The sequence below is a fragment of the Pedobacter kyonggii genome, from assembly GCF_004310665.1.
GTDB classification, from domain to species: domain Bacteria; phylum Bacteroidota; class Bacteroidia; order Sphingobacteriales; family Sphingobacteriaceae; genus Pedobacter; species Pedobacter kyonggii.
Genome location: NZ_SIXF01000022.1, coordinates 1 through 17,103 on the forward strand (window position 1 = coordinate 1; position 17,103 = coordinate 17,103).

General features: G+C 36.1%; 16 protein-coding genes. 8 read left to right on the forward strand and 8 right to left on the reverse strand.

The features are described from left to right. On the forward strand, window positions 1–265 hold a 265-nt coding region (locus tag EYS08_RS18345), incomplete at its 5' end, for an IS3 family transposase (RefSeq protein WP_208745862.1). A 178-nt stretch (window positions 266–443) separates the two neighbouring features. On the opposite strand, the gene EYS08_RS18350 is transcribed toward EYS08_RS18345, so the two are convergent. Further along, window positions 444–1,739 carry a DEAD/DEAH box helicase gene (locus EYS08_RS18350; RefSeq protein ID WP_131031479.1) on the reverse strand — a complete coding sequence of 432 codons (1,296 nt, stop codon included), beginning with the start codon at window positions 1,737–1,739 and terminating at the stop codon, window positions 444–446. A 349-nt stretch (window positions 1,740–2,088) separates the two neighbouring features. Between EYS08_RS18350 and EYS08_RS25825 the strand changes: the two genes are divergently transcribed. Further along, the gene (locus tag EYS08_RS25825; protein ID WP_165456507.1) at window positions 2,089–2,250 is read left to right on the forward strand and encodes a hypothetical protein; all 162 of its coding nucleotides are present in this window, start codon (window positions 2,089–2,091) and stop codon (window positions 2,248–2,250) included. Between the two features lie 985 nt (window positions 2,251–3,235). Next, complete coding sequence (locus tag EYS08_RS18355) at window positions 3,236–4,258, forward strand: S66 peptidase family protein (RefSeq protein WP_131031480.1); 1,023 nt, start codon at window positions 3,236–3,238, stop codon at window positions 4,256–4,258. A 183-nt stretch (window positions 4,259–4,441) separates the two neighbouring features. Here EYS08_RS18355 and EYS08_RS18360 read toward each other — a convergent pair whose 3' ends face one another. Together EYS08_RS18360 and EYS08_RS18365 are read right to left on the reverse strand one after the other, a co-directional pair. Next, window positions 4,442–5,758: a nicotinamide mononucleotide adenylyltransferase gene (locus tag EYS08_RS18360; protein ID WP_131031481.1), complete on the reverse strand. Its 1,317-nt coding sequence runs from the start codon at window positions 5,756–5,758 to the stop codon at window positions 4,442–4,444. Between the two features lie 382 nt (window positions 5,759–6,140). After that, a complete protein-coding gene (locus tag EYS08_RS18365) occupies window positions 6,141–6,575 on the reverse strand; it encodes an Hsp20/alpha crystallin family protein (RefSeq protein ID WP_131031482.1) in 435 nt (144 codons plus the stop codon). 76 nt (window positions 6,576–6,651) lie between these two features. Between EYS08_RS18365 and EYS08_RS18370 the strand changes: the two genes are divergently transcribed. Continuing rightward, the gene (locus EYS08_RS18370) at window positions 6,652–7,140 is read left to right on the forward strand and encodes an acyl-CoA thioesterase (RefSeq protein WP_131031483.1); all 489 of its coding nucleotides are present in this window, start codon (window positions 6,652–6,654) and stop codon (window positions 7,138–7,140) included. Window positions 7,141–7,225: 85 nt separating this feature from the next. Here the strand turns inward: EYS08_RS18370 and EYS08_RS18375 are convergent, their stop codons facing one another. Together EYS08_RS18375 and folB are read right to left on the reverse strand one after the other, a co-directional pair. After that, window positions 7,226–8,629 (reverse strand): FAD-binding oxidoreductase, encoded by a 1,404-nt coding sequence (locus tag EYS08_RS18375; protein ID WP_131031484.1) that lies wholly within the window; start codon window positions 8,627–8,629, stop codon window positions 7,226–7,228. A gap of 1 nt (window position 8,630) precedes the next feature. Next, entirely contained in the window at window positions 8,631–8,999 is a 369-nt protein-coding gene (gene folB, locus EYS08_RS18380) for a dihydroneopterin aldolase (RefSeq protein ID WP_131031485.1), read from the reverse strand. A gap of 113 nt (window positions 9,000–9,112) precedes the next feature. Between folB and EYS08_RS18385 the strand changes: the two genes are divergently transcribed. The 4 genes from EYS08_RS18385 (at window position 9,113) to EYS08_RS18400 (ending at window position 11,631) form a co-directional block, all read left to right on the forward strand. Then, on the forward strand, window positions 9,113–10,303 hold the full coding sequence (locus EYS08_RS18385) for an acyl-CoA dehydrogenase family protein (RefSeq protein WP_029275209.1): 1,191 nt from the start codon (window positions 9,113–9,115) through the stop codon (window positions 10,301–10,303). A gap of 84 nt (window positions 10,304–10,387) precedes the next feature. Beyond that, window positions 10,388–10,765, forward strand: coding sequence for an SRPBCC domain-containing protein (locus EYS08_RS18390; RefSeq protein ID WP_131031486.1), 378 nt, complete (start codon window positions 10,388–10,390; stop codon window positions 10,763–10,765). 199 nt (window positions 10,766–10,964) lie between these two features. Beyond that, a complete protein-coding gene (locus EYS08_RS18395) occupies window positions 10,965–11,180 on the forward strand; it encodes a hypothetical protein (protein WP_131031487.1) in 216 nt (71 codons plus the stop codon). A 259-nt stretch (window positions 11,181–11,439) separates the two neighbouring features. Continuing rightward, on the forward strand, window positions 11,440–11,631 hold the full coding sequence (locus EYS08_RS18400) for a pinensin family lanthipeptide (protein WP_131031488.1): 192 nt from the start codon (window positions 11,440–11,442) through the stop codon (window positions 11,629–11,631). A gap of 112 nt (window positions 11,632–11,743) precedes the next feature. On the opposite strand, the gene EYS08_RS18405 is transcribed toward EYS08_RS18400, so the two are convergent. From EYS08_RS18405 to EYS08_RS18415, 3 genes are read right to left on the reverse strand one after another with little or no spacing between them, the layout of a single operon-like run. Then, the gene (locus tag EYS08_RS18405; RefSeq protein WP_131031489.1) at window positions 11,744–13,621 is read right to left on the reverse strand and encodes a lanthionine synthetase LanC family protein; all 1,878 of its coding nucleotides are present in this window, start codon (window positions 13,619–13,621) and stop codon (window positions 11,744–11,746) included. Window positions 13,622–13,630: 9 nt separating this feature from the next. Continuing rightward, window positions 13,631–14,458, reverse strand: a complete 828-nt coding sequence (locus EYS08_RS18410; RefSeq protein ID WP_131031490.1) for a thiopeptide-type bacteriocin biosynthesis protein — start codon at window positions 14,456–14,458, stop codon at window positions 13,631–13,633. Between the two features lie 6 nt (window positions 14,459–14,464). Continuing rightward, complete coding sequence (locus EYS08_RS18415; protein WP_131031491.1) at window positions 14,465–17,098, reverse strand: lantibiotic dehydratase; 2,634 nt, start codon at window positions 17,096–17,098, stop codon at window positions 14,465–14,467. Window positions 17,099–17,103 lie beyond the last annotated feature (5 nt).

Below are 17,103 nucleotides of genomic sequence, written 5' to 3' on the forward strand. Positions count from 1 at the left end.
ACATTACGGATATAGAAAGGCTCTGGAAAAAAATGGAATTATCCAAAGCATGTCCAGAAAAGGAAATTGCTTAGATAACGCCTTGGCCGAAAGCTTTTTTGGTATTATGAAGACAGAATTGCTGTACAGAGAGAGCTTTGAAACTGCAGAAGAATTTATCACTTCGTTAAAAGAATATATTCATTACTACAACAATAAAAGAATAAAAAACAGGTTAAATGGAAAGAGCCCGGTGGAATACCGAGCTCTCGTACAAAAAACTTAATTTTGAATCTGTCCAACTTTTTGGGGTCACACCACTTTTTTATGTAAAATTTTGCGTCATCCTGAATTTATTTCAGGGTCTTTTAAAGCGTACAAAATCATCTTATGCATAGATGCTGAAAACAAGTTCAGCATGACGTATCTTGTTCAGGAGGACGATTCTATGGGCGATTGCGTTATTAAGATAATCCTTTCTTATTCTTATAAGTCATTTTAGCTTTTGTGCCCGCGCTATAGTTGTAATTTTTCAAGTTACTGGCCTTCTTTTCGTGAAAAGCTGCACCACGGTCAGTATCCTCATCTTCTTCGGTTTTCTTTTTCTTTGGTTTAGCGGCTGCATCAACTACTTTCAAATCTTCTGGCAGTTCCATTACTTCCAGTTTCTGACCGATGGCCTGTTCAATTTTTTTCACCTCAACCAATTCGATATCGGTAGAAAAAGTAATTGCCACAACATCTTCATCGCCATGTTTAACAATGCGTTGAATTAACGTTTCTTTCTGCTCTGGCAGTTCAAAGTGCAGGATAAAAGGAATTCCTTCAATATTGAGTTCGCCTAAATTCTCATTGGCAACAATTAAAACCCTCGCTTCTGGATTATCTTTAAAGTCTTCAATATCATCATAACCTTTATCATCAAAAAACAAAGAGCGGTAAATACTGATCTCACCTTCTTTATGCTGATTAAAGTTTTTATAAACTGTTTGTGCGGTTAAACGCGTATTTACAAAAACCACAACTTTATCAAAAACCTCAGTATCGTTTAATAACAAGGTTAGCAGGTTAAGCTTTGTTCTAAAATTGGGTACCTGATAAAGCATCTGTTGATAAACTTCTGCCTGCTTTTCGCCTATTTCATCAACCTCGATGGTTGTAGTAGAATCTTTCATGAAAGGAGATATCATAAGATTTAATTTCTCATGCATTACCTCTGTAAATACCACATGTTGAGCTTTATAAGCACTGTTTGCCAACTCTACTACCGGCAGTTGTAATCCTTTTTTAACAATAAGTTCTGCATTATCTACAATAAATAACTGAATTTTATTGGTATTTAAGGCGAGTTTTAAGTATAAAGCACGGGCACGATCGGGTACGGCAACGATAATATCACAGCCATCCGTAATTTCATTCATCTGCGTATCTACAGCGCCACGGCTATCTATTCCCAAAATCCTGAAGGTATTGTTGCGGTTCAACAATTTAAATTGTTCCAGAACATGATCAACATGTTCTGCATCTGGCACTAAAATTAAGGCCCTTGGTGCTTCCTCAAAAGCATACTTCAACTTCATTAAAGTAGCTAAAACATAAGTTGTTGTTTTTCCCGAACCCTCTGGTCCCACCGCTATAACATCTTGCCCACCTAAAATGCGCGACATTGTTCTGGCTTGGATTTCTTTTGGAGTTAAAAATCCTGCATCAGTCATGGCTGCTACAAGTGGTTTGCTAAGTTTTAATTTATCTAAAGACACAATTACTATTTTAATGTTTGAACTGCAAATATCCTTAAAATAATTAGCTTTTCTGAAATTGAATTTAATGGCTTGAAATGAATGTTGAAAGTTCATGTCTACTATAGTTCTACTACCCACTATTAGCTGAAGAAAATCAGATCTGTTTCTATTTCCTTTTATATTGTTCAGACCAGTATCCCCAATAAAACAGCAACTACTTTACAAATTATTTTACTGAAAATGAATCAATTGCAATATTTCTTGAAATAAAAACTACTAAATCCATAGATATTATATACTTATTTATATATTTGCTCAACATTAATCATTAACAAAAAATATGTTGAACAATTAAAAAGCTAAAATCATGTCGATCTATTTTCAATATCCTGCTATAGAAGAATATCCGAACCTCATCTATCCGTTAAAAACAGAAACAGATGAGCAACAGAATTCAGCGGATGAAGATAACTTAAATAAAGAACAGATTTTAGAACTAAGAGATTATTTCGCATTGAGGCAGTTATAAAAAAACATTGGCCAGTTGACCGATTGGAAGGTTGGAGTTTCATAAACTCCCTATAATGGTTCGAATCCATTACTAGGCCGCAAAGTGTATCTCATAGCACTTTATCCTGATTCTGCTCAATCAGGTAAGATTTGGTTATCTTATATTTGTTTTGTTGTTAGCAAAGGCTATCCGCGATGGGTAGCCTTTACCTTTTTAGGTAGATGCTGTCATCCTGAAGGATAATTTATTGTATAAAAATCAATATGAATGACGCATATCCTTTTTTGCCCTGAGGCTCATTCTTGCCTCGGCTCACCGCCGCCGAAAGGCTCTTTCTTTTTGGCATCAAAAAGACCAGCGCAGCTAGCTTGAATGCCGTTGAAAACATAAGGGCCCATGAAAAAACAAAAAATGCCGACTGAAAATTTTTCTTTAGAGGTCAGTGGTGTGGCTGGGTCAGAAGAATCCGAAAAATTTGTTAGGCCGGATTTAAGTGGAACGGGGATACGGTGCTGTGGCCTAGCGGGGTGGAAATGTATAGTGACGCAAATACCTTATTAGTAAGTAATTGCAAAATAACGTCAATTGTAGTACAGCGAAGGATCTCGATCAAATATCCTATCCTTTTAATTATTTAAAGCGCAGTTTCAGTGCTCATCGTAAAGGCTTGGTCCTGCTGTACACTGCAATCTTTTTGGGAAGCTTTCGAAAATACAATATAACGGAGCCAAAAAGTATTTCCGTTTCCATCAGGGCTATTTAGCAGATGCAGTAATATAAAAAGTTAATTCGTAGGCAATGAATATGATATGTTTTATTTTTTTCAAAAATCTCAAAACTTTTTATTTCATTCTGGGTTATTTATATAATTCACATTATACTAATCTTTTACAGATTAATTTGTTTGGTTTAAAAAAGGGATTTATGGATATAAATCCCTTTTCTTTTATGCGAATATTTTAAATCCTATATTAGCCCTGTCAACATCACATCCATATTTTAGATGAACAGAAAACATTTCCTTTCTTCATTTATTGCAACTGCAACTGTACTTCCTGCTTTTAAAACACTCGCCAATACTGTTGAAAACGAAAGTTCATCATTTAAGATTCCTCCTTATTTAAAACCTGGTGATACCATTGGGATTACGAGTCCTGCGGGATCTATTACACAAGAACAGATCCAACCTTCAGTTTTACAGATGCAAAGCTGGGGATTTACCATAAAAGTTGGCAATACTATTGGCAAACGTGATTTTACTTATGGCGGAACAGATGAGGAGAGACTAGCTGATTTTCAGCAAATGCTCGATGATCCAACAATTAAAGCTATTATGTGTGCCCGTGGTGGTTATGGTTTTGTACGGATAATCGATAAATTAGATTTCTCATCATTTAAAAGAAGGCCCAAATGGATTATCGGCTTTAGTGATATTACCGTTTTGCATTGCCATTTGGCTAAAAATTATGGTATTGCCTCTATCCACTCCAAAATGTGCAATAGTTTTCCTGATGATTGGAGTAAAGCCGAACCCATACAGATTGAAACGATTTTATCTGTAAAAAATGCTTTAATTGGTGAGCAAATGGGTTACACCGCTCCTCCTAATATGAGTAACCGACAAGGAAAAGTTGACGGCATTTTAGTGGGCGGAAACCTGAGCATTGTCGAAACTTTGGCAGGTAGTGATTCGGATTTAGATACAAAAGGAAAAATACTTTTCATCGAAGATACTGGCGAATACCTCTACAGCATTGACAGAATGTTGTGGAACCTAAAACGCAGTGGCAAACTGAAAAACCTTAAGGGATTGATTGTTGGTGGCTTTAAAGTTAAACCTGATGATGTTGGCGAAGAATTCGGCAAAACCATTTATGATAGCGTTTTAGAAAAAGTAAAGGAATACAATTACCCTGTAGCTTTCGATTTCCCTGTGGGGCACCAAAGAAATAACTTCGCTTTAAAATGTGGCGTAAACCACACTTTCATTGTAAACGAAACAGGCTCAACGCTAATAAGTATTTAATTTCTAATGTTTTAGAGAAGTAATTTTTAGAAAAATGCAAGCTTTATACTGCTTTAAAACTTATACGTGCTTAAATGTTTCAGGTGGTTCTTCAATCAATAAAAATATTACGCTTTGCTTGCCGATAACTTATCAACCACCTAAGGTCATCTTAGATGGAGTTGATCATGACGATACGAAGAATTAAACCGTTCTCACCTCATCCTCACTATAATCCTTAATATCAGTAATATATCCATTTATCAAAAGAAAATCGAATAAAGGTTTTGCCTCCGGCGTAACTGGCATATTTTCCGTGGTAATTACCTGATTGGTCTTTTTGTCTAGGAAAGGATAAGCAAATAACCGCACATTGGTGTTAAACATATCGTTCACATAGCTTAATAACTGACCTGAATAATTTTCTCCGGTAAAATTTTTAGAATTGAATACAAATTTTAAGTTGTTGATGTTTGTTGCCAATCCAACACTTTTAGGTTTGCACCTGGCCAAATATTTCGCCAAACGGTTGTGGCGGGTAAAGTTAGATACGATCACAATGTTACCCGTATCGCACATTTCCTGCGCCCTTTTAGCTACTGTTTCCAGATCGACATCATCAGGAGTTTCTTGTCCATCCGTTAAAACGTCGGTTAACAAAACCTCTATCATTACCGCTAGGTTCCCCTCTTCGACTTTATTGGTACGTTTAAACTGATCGGTAGCTTTATTAAACAGGTTAAAGTTAGGCAGTGATTTCTGACCATATTTGGTCCTTAAAATCATGATGTCCTTTTTGTATAAAAGATCTTTGGCCTGACGGGGATGTGCATCAGCATCGAAAATTGCTGCCGCCGAGAAATCCTTCATAATCATATATAGATTAAGCAGGATATTGTCTACACCTGGAAATGCTGGCCCTTTTACCGAAATCAAGTCGATTTCTACAGATCCAATGGTTAAGTTATCAGCTAAAGATTCTACCATCAATTTTGGGTCCTGATAATGGTAAAATGCTGCATAAAGTAGGTTAACACCAATTATCCCTAAAACACGCTGTTGCATGTTTACATCTGTATCCAGCAAACGCACGTGGAAAAATATTTCGTTTGGTAAACCACCTGGCTCACTCTGGAAACGAAGACCAACCCAGCCATGAGGCTCGTTGGTACGCTTATAATTCAGGGTAGTAACGGTATCAGCAAAGGCGAAAAACGTACGGCTTTCGTATTTTTCGCCCGATAAACGCTCATTAAGTAAACCGAACTCGTGATCGAGCATCTGCAAGAGCCGGTTCTGACTTACATAACGGCCATTGGTTTCTGCGCCATAAATAGCGTCGCTAAAAGTCATGTCGTATGCCGACATCGTTTTGGCAACTGTTCCAGATGCTGCGCCAGCATTAAAAAAGTTTCTCGAAACTTCCTGTCCTGCTCCTATCTCAGCAAAGGTGCCGTAAATCCGAGGGTCAAGGTTTATTTTAAGTGCTTTACGCTTTGTATCCAGAATTTCTCTCTCCATGCCGCAAAAGTACGAAAAATGAGATTAAGGTGATTTTAAGAATGTAACTTAAAATCAATCTAAATACCAATGCTGGGATCATCCTGTCTCGATCTTTACATTGGAATAACGTTCTGTTTTGTAAGAAAGATGCGGACCACGTAGTAGCTGCAAGGCAATTGAAAACACTATATCTACTTGTAAAATAAATTCAGCATGGCGATCTGAGCAAAAAAATAAGGTTAATGCCATCCAGCATTAACCTTATAAAACCTAAACTTAAACTATTATGAAACCTGCATCAGTACCAATCACACTTACCTCAAACTCAGCTGATGCAAGATTCATAACCTTTAAAAAAAACTAAACTATTATGAAAAATCCTCTCTCGAGAATATCTTTATTACGATACTACAATTTCTTTATGTTGTAATTTAGCATCGTCTTTTTTGCTGATATTGATCGATAAAATACCGTCTTTGTATTCAGCAGTAATATTATCACCATCGGCACTATCAGGTAAATTAAATGATCTAGCAAATGAGCTGTAATCAAATTCTTTACGTGTAAAATCTTTAGCTACCTGGGTTTCGTCTTTTTTAACTTCTGCCCAAACAGAAAGAGTGTCTTTTTTTAAATTGATCTGAAAATCTTCTTTCTTTAAACCTGGAGCAGCCAACTCAATTACATACGCAGTTTCATTTTCGTAAATATTCACATTTGGCGATTTATCAACCATTTTGTTTTTAGTTACGGCATCACTAAACAATGAATCAAAAACATTGTTAAAGTAAGGAGCTGTGTTACGGATTCTGTTGTTAAAATTTACTAGTGTCATATCGCTTATTCTTTATTTTTTTAATTTTTAAATTGATAATACACCATATTCAACTTACATACCAAAGCAAAAATTTATGATATTCAAGACATTTTGGCAAAATAAATTCAAATCAAAAGACAAATTGACAGAGATAAAGGATTTTTCAGACAAATTCAACTACAAAACCAATATCCATTTGCGCTTTATTGATTTCGATATGATGGGTCATGTAAACAATTCCATTTACTTTACCTATTTAGAAATTGCCAGAACAAAGTATTGGGAAGAAATTATAAAATGGGATTGGAAGAAAACCGGGATCGTAATTGCCCATGCTGAACTGGATTGCATTTTACCTGTTGTAATGAACGATAAAATTGCTATCCATGTAAAAACATCGAGGATTGGCACTACAAGTTTCGATCTGGAATATCAGATCGTTAAGATAAGAGGAACAGAAGAGATCATCTGCAGTAAAGGAAAAACGGTTTGCATTGCGGTTGATTACGCTACAGGCAAACCAACCACTATTCCCGATGAAGAAAAGCAAAAGATGCTAAGTTTTGAGCAATTAGAACAATAAATTAGCCGTCATGCTGAACTTGTTTCAGCATCTTTATACTTGTTACCATTAAGCCCCTGAAACAAGTTCAGGGTGACGAATAAAATTAATCAGGCATAATTTTACCGGGATTTAATATCCCCTTCGGATCGAAAACTTTTTTAATACCCCGCATTAAATTAAGATGAATTTCGGAATACTTGATCGGCATAAACTCCTTTTGCACCAAACCAATTCCGTGTTCACCAGATAATGTGCCACCTAAAGCGGTGGTTAATTCAAATACTTCGGCAATGCCAAATTTGAGTTTATTTTCCCAGTCTTCATCGCTCATTCCAGCTTTAATAATGTTTACGTGCAGGTTTCCATCACCCGCATGACCATAACAAACACTTTCAAAACCATATTTTGCACCAATTTCTTTGATACCATTGATTAATTTAGGTAAAGCTGCACGCGGAACAACGGTATCTTCCTCTTTGTATACGGAATTGGATTTTACTGATTCGGCCATCGTTCTTCTCATTCTCCAGAGTTCTTCTTTTTGAGAAGCGGTATCTGCAAATAAAACTTCCGTACATTGATGATCTTCTAAAACGACATTGGTTTTCTCACAGTTCTTAAAAATATCATCCAAATCATCTCCATCAAACTCAATCATCAATAACGCAGCAACATCATCTTTTAAATCGAATTTAATATCATCAAATTTAATTACCCATTCCACTCCTTTCCGTTCCATAAACTCTAAAGCCGATGGCGTTACCCCTGCCCTAAAAATTGCAGAAACCGCTGCGCATGCATCTTCATTCGTACTAAAAGAACCCATCATTAAAACCGACTGACTAGGTTTAGGCAATAATTTGGTAACGATTTTGGTCACCACCGCCAAAGTACCTTCCGAACCAATCATCAGCTGGGTTAAATTATAACCTGATGCATATTTCAAAGTATTTGCACCTGTCCAGATGATATCGCCATTAGGTAGAACGACCTCAAGATTTAAGATATATTCGCGAATGGTTCCATATTTCACTACCCTTGGGCCTCCAGAACCATGAGCTACATTGCCACCAATAAAACAAGATCCTTTGCTGCTTGGATCAACGGGATAAAGAAGTCCTTTTTCGGCCACAGCATTGATGAATTCTTCGGTAATTACGCCCGGCTCAACAGTTGCCTGTAAGTTTTCAGTATCAATATCTAAGATAGCTTTAAACTTTTCCATTGATAAAGAAACACCACCATAAATCGGCAGAGCGGCACCGCTTAAACCCGTACCACCACCACGCGGCGTTACCGGAACATGATGAGCGTTACAGATTTTAAGTAAAGCGGAGACTTCTTCTGGAGAAGTTGGTTTCACCACAATTTCGGGCTGATAACGCAAGTCTTCCGTTTCATCGTGACTGTAATTATCTAAACTTTCTACATCAGTAAAAATTTTATCTGCTCCTATTGCAGCCTTAATTTCTGCTAAAATTTTGGGATTGATCTTCGTAAAATTCATTTTATTTTGCTGATGTATAAGATAATTTAACAAAAGAGTGCCCAATTTGACCAGGCATAGGTGGATTTAGTTTTTTCATACTCACGTTAACCATTTCAACAAAAGGATACAATTCAATAACTTTCGAAATAATATTCTTCAAAACCGTTTCTAAAAGCTTTTGAGTGTGTTTCATTTCTTCCAGAATGATGTGATTCAGGTCCTCGTAATTAACCGTCTGTGCCAGTTCATCATCAAAACCCTGCGGCGTAAATTCTGTTACTAAATCTACAACAAAATGATTTCCAACAAGTTGCTCTTCCGGGTAATAACCGTGTAGGGCAAAGCATTTAACATCTTTTAAGGCTACGGTTTGTTTGAAATGGCTCATATATGTTTTGTAAGCTGCAAAATTAAATTTTTATTCATGAATATAATGCCCCTTGCCGTAAATTGTTACCTTTGAAATGAACGCGATTTCTTAACCAGATAACACGAAATTACATGAGCAAATCAGCAAAAAAGGACCTATACGAGGCACCGGACTATTATTTACTGGACGAATTATTAACAGATGAACATAAATTAATTCGTGCAACGGCCAGAGATTGGGTAAAAAAAGAAGTAAGTCCGATTATTGAAGATTATGCGCAAAAAGCAGAATTCCCAAAACACCTAATTAAAGGTTTGGCTGATATTGGAGCTTTCGGACCAACTATCCCGGTTGAATATGGTGGTGCAGGTTTAGATTATACCGCTTATGGAATTTTGATGCAGGAAATTGAACGCGGTGATTCTGGTATCCGTTCTACAGCCTCTGTGCAGGGTTCGTTGGTAATGTATCCTATTTATGCTTATGGTACTGAAGAACAACGTAAAAAATACCTACCAAAACTGGCGAGTGGCGAAATGATGGGCTGTTTTGGATTAACAGAACCTGATCACGGCTCTAACCCGGGCGGAATGGTAACCAATATCAAAGATGCAGGGAGTCACTATATTTTAAACGGTGCCAAAATGTGGATCAGTAATGCACCTTTTGCAGATATTGCAGTGGTTTGGGCGAAAGACGAATCCGGAAAAATAAGAGGATTGGTTGTAGAGCGCGGGATGGAAGGTTTTTCTACGCCCGAAACACACAACAAATGGAGTTTACGTGCTTCAGCTACAGGTGAACTTGTTTTTGATAATGTAAAAGTGCCAAAAGAAAATATTTTTCCTGAAATCAGCGGGTTAAAAGGTCCGCTGGGTTGTTTAAACCAAGCACGTTATGGCATTGCCTGGGGCGCTTTGGGTGCAGCGATGGACTGTTATGATACTGCTTTACGCTATTCGAAAGAGCGTGTACAATTCGGAAAACCCATTGGAGGTTTCCAGTTACAGCAAAAGAAACTGGCCGAAATGGTGACCGAAATTACCAAAGGGCAGCTGTTGGTTTGGCGTTTGGGGGTATTAAAAAGTGAAAACAGGGCTTCTGCAGAACAAATATCGATGGCCAAAAGAAACAGTGTAGAAATTGCCCTGGACATAGCCCGTAATGCCCGACAAATGCTTGGCGGAATGGGTATTACAGGCGAATACTCAATCATGCGCCACATGATGAACTTAGAATCCGTAGTAACTTACGAAGGTACGCACGATATACATTTACTGATCACCGGAATGGATGTAACTGGATTAAACGCATTTAAATAAACCTGATCTTAACTTTATTCAGTTTTATTCAACCTTATTTTCACATTACATCTTTAGTTTTGTGCTTCATATCAAAAAATATTTATGGACTTTAAAAAATACACCTACATACCTGCCCCTCCAGAAGAAGTTTATTTAGCCCTTACCAAAGAAACCAGCATAAAACTTTGGACTGGTGCTGAAGTAGAATTTGAAGAATTGCCAGAAACAGAATTTTCTTTCTGGGATGGAGATATTACGGGTAAAAACATCGAGTTTGTTTACGGTAAACAGATTGTTCAACAATGGTACTTTGGAGAAGAAAACGAACCTTCTATCGTAACCATAAAACTCCATGAAGATAAAAAAGGAACTTCACTGGAATTTAAACAAACCAATATCCCTGATAAAGATTATAAAGACTTTACCGAAGGTATTCAGGAATATTTCCTGGGAGGTTTGGTAGATTTTTTTGACGAGTAAACAAAATATAAAAAATGAAAACTAAAATTACCGCTCTTTCTTCTTTACTTTCCTTACCAAATTTACTTCCCGTATATCAAACATTTTTCTCTTTCGCTGGAAATGGCTGACAATGTTAATTATGCGCAAAATTATGTTTCAATTATCATTTCAATAAAACATAATCAACCTGATGCTGTTCTGATATAAATAAAATATTATGAACAGAACATTAGGGATTGTATTAATCGTTGTGGGTATTGCCATGCTCATCTGGACTGGCTTCTCTTATACTAAAAAAGAAAAAATTGTTGATGCAGGTCCAATTCAAATATCTGCCGATAAAGAAAAATCTGTCAATTGGCCTCCTTATGCAGGTGGTATTATTCTGATAGCTGGTGTAATTGTATTTGTAGCTTCTAAAAACAAAAGATAATATCTAAAATCTTTCTTAGCATTCCTTTTCAATCAAGTTCAGCAATAATTCTGTTCACAAATTTGCTTTGCCTAAACATTTCAAACGATTGGTTTTCAATATATTGATTACGTACAATAATATTTTTGCAACTATGTTGCAAAAATATTCCCGTTTATTTTGCAACACAGTTGCAATTAACTAACTTAGTGCTGTTGCAACCGGGGATAAGCCGAAACCTCGTAACCACCAGTAGGCATCAACATTAATCAATTATTTTATGAAAAATCAATCAGAAAGAATCACGTTAAGTCTTGAAGACCTTCAATTAGAAAGTTTTGTAACCAGTATTGATAGCGAAGTGGCTATGCGTTTATCTGGCGGTTTAGGCAATGTATCTGAACCAACGCACACTGAACAAACAGATGATCACCACACGCCACCTGTTAAGTGCACAACTGTTATTTGTTAGTTAATAATAGGTGTTTTCATCTCAAGGCGTCTTTATGGCGCCTTGTTTCGTTAAGTGCGGTACGGTTAGCAACAAGCGGTTGGGGTTTAGGATCAATAACTGGTTAACCAATCTAACTATCTATCTCAATAAATCCTGCCTTAATTAACAACCTGATCTGTTGCATCACTTTATCCTTCAATTCGAATAAAGACTTAGCACTTGGTTCTCCGCTAAAAAATATGGGTATAAATGATTGAAGCAACTCTCCTACTTTTAATTCCTTTTTTCCTATTGCATTTAAAATCATTGTGGCAAATACACCAACCTGAACTTCTTCTATACCGTTTTTATTACTGACTAATAAAAGAATCTCACTTTCTTTCAATTTGTTCGGAAGATAAAGTTTAACATGCCTACTTAACCTAAAAAATTGTTCGATTAAATACTGATCTGTAAATATGAGGCTTTCTTCAGCCTTTTTAAGCAAATGCTTTTGCTTCTGTTCAAAACTAAAATACCCTTTATGTTCTTTCCATAAATCAACCAATTCATTTTCCAGGTTAAATGCTGCTACAATTTCATTGCTTTGGATTTTCGAAATTTCTGATTGGAGTCTTATCTTAAAATCATTGATGTCTTTATCCTCAAAAACAGGAAAATTCTTTAATTTACCTAGTGTTCTGGCATAATATTTTGAAAAAATCGACTTTTTGACCTGAATTTCACTGTATATATCTTCAAGGTCAGATTTTTTGCTGTTTTTTGGTAATTCAGGAGCCAAAATGTTATCTGAACTTTGCCCCATCAAAATAGCTAAAATGATATAACCAATTCCAGCTTTTCCCGATAATAACCCATAATCATCAACACCGCAAGAAACATACGTATTAAAACTTCTCGTTTTTTGATGGAGTTTTCTGGCCGTATCTAATATGACAACGATTTGAGATTCCGTCTCGCAGTTAAACAAAAACGGGATCATGCCGCAATAGCCACTAACAAGGGTAAAATCATTCCGATCTAACTTTTCTAAGTCATTTAAACAGCGTTCCAGAGCATTTTTGCAGTCTTCATTGTACTGTTTTTCTTTTGTTAGATCTAATGCTATTTGTCTGCTCATTCCGATTCCGGCTGCACCATGTGCCCAGGCATTAACATCGGTCATTTCGGGTAAAAATGTTTGCAAATTCCATTCATGCACATCAGGTTTATTTAGCCGGTGCGGACCGAGGCGTAAATCCAACCAGTTTTTAGCAGGTATGTGGAAATACTGCATTTCGTACTTTAAAGCTTCTTCTGCAAGATAAATCAATCCCGCAGCATTAAAATATCGACCAACTTGCATAAATACCCAGGCAATACCAGATGCCCCATGAGAAAACCCGGTCATACTATCATAGGCTTTTTTTGAACTGGAGTAATCCCACTTTAATCCCTGTTCTGATATTCGTGCTTCTGTAATCAGCCTGTCAACCAGAAAATTAACCATCTTTAAAACTTTAACATCAGCAGTATGATTATAAAGCAGAGTCAACATCAATAAATTACCACTATAGCCACTTAAGAGATCGGTTTTCAACAAACCTGTGGTCAATTGCCGTTGATTCTTCAAAGTAAGTTCAAGTGCTTTTTTTTTGTAAAAACCGTTACCTGTAGCTTCAAAAACCTTTAAACAGGTATAAATTACCCCTCCTAATCCAGTATAAAGCGCAAAGGATTTCGGATTCAATACTGCATCAGCATTTAAGATCCGGTACATGGCCTTATTCACAATTCTCAAATGATCAGCATCTCCATCGAATTGATATAATTTCAAAAAAAAGAGAACGATGCCACAGTTGCCGTTAAAAAGATCATAACTTTCCCTAAACTCATATTCATCAAGGCTGATGTAAAAAGGTGTTGGCCACCATATTTCCTGTTCAGTTTCTTTAGAATTCAAGCGCAGTTCATCGTAAATTCCGTAAAGCTGTGCTTTAAATTTTTTGGTCTGTTCTGCAGTAAACATAATTAAACGCTATATACTCGATTTTTCATGGATAAATTGAATGCATGCTATTATACAATACATAATGTAAGCTTCTTCTTGATTAGAAATACCTAAACGGTTATTATTCATATGCTTAAAGCTTGAAATCACCTGAAATAATTTATGTTCTTCAAAAACAGTACACTTATACAGACTCATTACGCTGATGGTTTCGGATAAATAGGCATCTAAATCATCATCTACCTCCCTCGCATTTAGCCCTTGCCAAAACTGATCCGCAGCTTTAATTATTTGAGGTTTCGAAATTTTAAAAACGGTTTCAAATTGATTGAGCCAAAATAACCTTTGCCTTTCTTTCGGCTCTGTTTGGTTGAAGAGTTTAGGTAGCCAGCCTTCTAAAAAGAATTTACATACGCTAATTAATGCCTCTTTATCCCATCCTAAGGCAAATAATAAGCTGAGGTGAAGTTTTATAGCCTGAGCCGTAAGCGATTGATTGACTTCCTTTTTCGCAATCCAGTTTAGGATATAAAGTGACGAACATTCAAAATAACGTTCTGCCCAAGCCATACTCTCAATATTCCCATACCGATCTATTTCTGGCTCATATTTGGCAATCTGAACTGATCTGATTATTGACTTTTCTGAACTTAGCGACGTAACGATTAAATCGTGCTGGCTTACTGCGGCTTTTAACCTCAACCGGATATGATCACCTCCTTCCCAGTACCTAATAAAAAACCAGGGTGCATTCCATTGCTGAATAAATGGATGAACCAGCTGTTTTAAAAGTTCATTAGCATCTCCCTGATGGAATATATACACTGATAACCATTTATCTTGTTGATTTTCCATAAGCTGTTAATTATCGTACCATTGGATCAGGTATTCTTGTACCTTATTTTGGTCGGGCTTCGGAAATACCTCTTCCAGCGTAATATAATTGCCGGCCCTTAACAACAATTTTTTAAACAGGGCTATCAATAAAGGATTATCGAAAGAGAGGTATTGTGGCTTATAATCATCATGCAGACCTTCCCTCTTGTCATCCGATTTAACCTGATAAGTACGTTTTCGTAAAAACAGGAATACCTCCTTTGGTATATCATTGTTAATAAGCCAGTTATTCAGTCTGATAAAGTATTCGAAATCTGTTTCAAACTGATCTTGTTGTGGAATAATGGCTGTTTTTACGCGCCAGGTTTTACGTCTGATGACTACATTTTCTGCATAAATTATTCGGGGTAAAACAAATAAATCAGGTGCGGGAACAGGATGTTGATCTTGATAGAACTGATCAATCAATTGAATGAAAGGCTGTAGTGATACCCGGGCATCAGGATTGAAATGCGCAAGCAACTGATAGAGATTAGAGCGGTTGTAAAAGGATTCTAAACTTAAATCGTAGCTATACAATTCCAAATCTTCTTTATAAAGCCTAAGTGTGCCTTTTTCATTATCGTAGCTTACCTTTAAATCGTGTACATTAAATTGTTGGGCCGATGGATAAATATTGTTTCCACCAGGAAGTTCAAGTTCATGGGCCAATAATGGCGGATGGATATTCGCATTAAATATTGAAGCATCATTCAATTCTACTTTAATTTTATCAGGATAAAGGTTTTCGTTATACTGAACAAAACTTTCAGTAATTTTTTGATCAAAAAGTGATAAAAAACGACCACTTACTTTGCCCATTCCGGGCAATAAGGCATTTATAACGCCAGAAAAGCCATTTTCATCCTCACTAAACTGAACAAACATTCCTGCTGTAGAATTTTTAGATAAATCTGGGGCATTTGGGAGATCTGCAAAAAAATCATAGCCTAATTTTATGAGATTTTCACCGGAATCTTCAATTTGTGATAATTTTACCAAAACGGCATCTTTCCAATCTTTTAAAGCTAAAGAATCAGCATTTTGAAGCGACTCATTCTCTTTTTCGGGCTTTTTTACATAAAAATAGTAGTCTTTATAAAAAGTAGTCAGATCAATTGATTCACTCTCTTCGTAATGCTGTAAAAAGAAATCACGCATTTTATTCCGCTCTTTCCGCATTACATCAAGCGGAAGCAGGTGATTGATCAATTCATTTGTTTTATTAACAAAATCTTTTACCTGATGTTTAGGCAATTCTACATTTTCTGCTGTAAAGCAATCTTCATAAAAAATATGTTTGGCCGAAAAATAATAGGGCACAAAATTATTAATTGAAAATGTTTTTGTTTCCGAGCTTTCATGCGCTATTTTTTTATCGGATGCGCTGGTATAAAAAGGAAGTCCAGCCTCTTGCTGTAGTTCAGCAAAAACATTATTCAGTTGTTTTTCTGCTTCCTGAAGAATTTTATAACGATCAAAAGAACCAGCTGATTGGTATTCATCCCTGTATTTCTGTAAATTTTCAAAAAGCGCAATAATTTTTATTACGGATGGCTCTGCTTCTTTTAATGACTCAAGAAAAAGCAATAGTTTATGGTCCCATTCTTCTTCCATGCCCGAAAACCCCAAGCTCAGTTCGAGCATTCCTGCTTCAACAAGCTTTATAAGGTATATTTTAATACTTTCATAGTTTGGGTTTTCAATATCCTTGTTAAGATTTAAGGTCAATTCTCTAAGCGAAACGGGCACTTTACTTTTATTTAAGTATCCATAAGCCATTAACTGCAAACCTTTTGCGTTGATTTGCTGAAAAGACTCTATATTATTGAAGTTGCTTAAAAAGCAGATTTTATCATCCCTGATTGCTGCCGTTATATTCAGTTTAATTAATAAGGGTTCATTTAACAAGGGGTACCTTTTCAGTATTGCTTTGAGGTATTCGAATAGGACATTATTTAATTTTAAGCGGCTACCAACTTCGTGAATAGTATTTAATTTCGCTGCATTACCTAAAGTCGCTAAACCTGTGTAGGTAAAACTACTAAAAGGCGATGTTTTAAAGGCCATCCTGCTGAGGTACCTTAGCAAGCTAAACATCACCCGATGTTCTTTTTGTTTAAAGCGATCTGTATCCTTTTTAATAAAACCGCTTAACTGCTCATAAAGCAATGGACTGGATAACAAAAGTCCATTTTGCAGTTCAGATCGTTGGGCTATTTCCTGTATCAGTTTTCGCTGAAGGTTTTGTTCTTTTTCAAATTTTAAGCCGCGCTCATTTTTAAAAAGAGTAAGTTCTTCTATCTTATTCAAATAAACTTGCAAATCGTTCTGCAGCGCTTTTGGCAATAAATAAATATGATTAGAATCAATCTTTTTATCATTGAATACCTGACGTTTAAGATTAATTAATTGCTGTCTTACTTTATCGTCTGACTGAAGGTTTATAACTGGATATAAAGCATCGCAGAAATTGTTTTTTAACCATTCCTTTTCATCTATGAGCTTTTTATAAGATGATAAAAGATTTTCTGCATCTTTTAGTTTAAGCTGATCAAATACGCGATGGTCTAATCCGGGATAACGTACCAAAGAATAAGGAAAAATTTGTAAGCTCATATCTA

What these genes read in the sequence shown, in the direction of transcription:
- EYS08_RS18385 (WP_029275209.1), top strand. Translation starts at nt 9,113, where the DNA reads ATGAGCAAATCAGCAAAAAAGGACCTATACGAGGCACCGGACTATTAT.
- EYS08_RS18400 (WP_131031488.1), top strand. Translation starts at nt 11,440, where the DNA reads ATGAAAAATCAATCAGAAAGAATCACGTTAAGTCTTGAAGACCTTCAA.
- EYS08_RS18395 (WP_131031487.1), top strand. Translation starts at nt 10,965, where the DNA reads ATGAACAGAACATTAGGGATTGTATTAATCGTTGTGGGTATTGCCATG.
- EYS08_RS18365 (WP_131031482.1), bottom strand. Translation starts at nt 6,575, where the DNA reads ATGACACTAGTAAATTTTAACAACAGAATCCGTAACACAGCTCCTTAC.
- EYS08_RS18370 (WP_131031483.1), top strand. Translation starts at nt 6,652, where the DNA reads ATGATATTCAAGACATTTTGGCAAAATAAATTCAAATCAAAAGACAAA.
- folB (WP_131031485.1), bottom strand. Translation starts at nt 8,999, where the DNA reads ATGAGCCATTTCAAACAAACCGTAGCCTTAAAAGATGTTAAATGCTTT.
- EYS08_RS18415 (WP_131031491.1), bottom strand. Translation starts at nt 17,098, where the DNA reads ATGAGCTTACAAATTTTTCCTTATTCTTTGGTACGTTATCCCGGATTA.
- EYS08_RS18410 (WP_131031490.1), bottom strand. Translation starts at nt 14,458, where the DNA reads ATGGAAAATCAACAAGATAAATGGTTATCAGTGTATATATTCCATCAG.
- EYS08_RS18355 (WP_131031480.1), top strand. Translation starts at nt 3,236, where the DNA reads ATGAACAGAAAACATTTCCTTTCTTCATTTATTGCAACTGCAACTGTA.
- EYS08_RS18360 (WP_131031481.1), bottom strand. Translation starts at nt 5,758, where the DNA reads ATGGAGAGAGAAATTCTGGATACAAAGCGTAAAGCACTTAAAATAAAC.
- EYS08_RS25825 (WP_165456507.1), top strand. Translation starts at nt 2,089, where the DNA reads ATGTCGATCTATTTTCAATATCCTGCTATAGAAGAATATCCGAACCTC.
- EYS08_RS18390 (WP_131031486.1), top strand. Translation starts at nt 10,388, where the DNA reads ATGGACTTTAAAAAATACACCTACATACCTGCCCCTCCAGAAGAAGTT.
- EYS08_RS18405 (WP_131031489.1), bottom strand. Translation starts at nt 13,621, where the DNA reads ATGTTTACTGCAGAACAGACCAAAAAATTTAAAGCACAGCTTTACGGA.
- EYS08_RS18375 (WP_131031484.1), bottom strand. Translation starts at nt 8,629, where the DNA reads ATGAATTTTACGAAGATCAATCCCAAAATTTTAGCAGAAATTAAGGCT.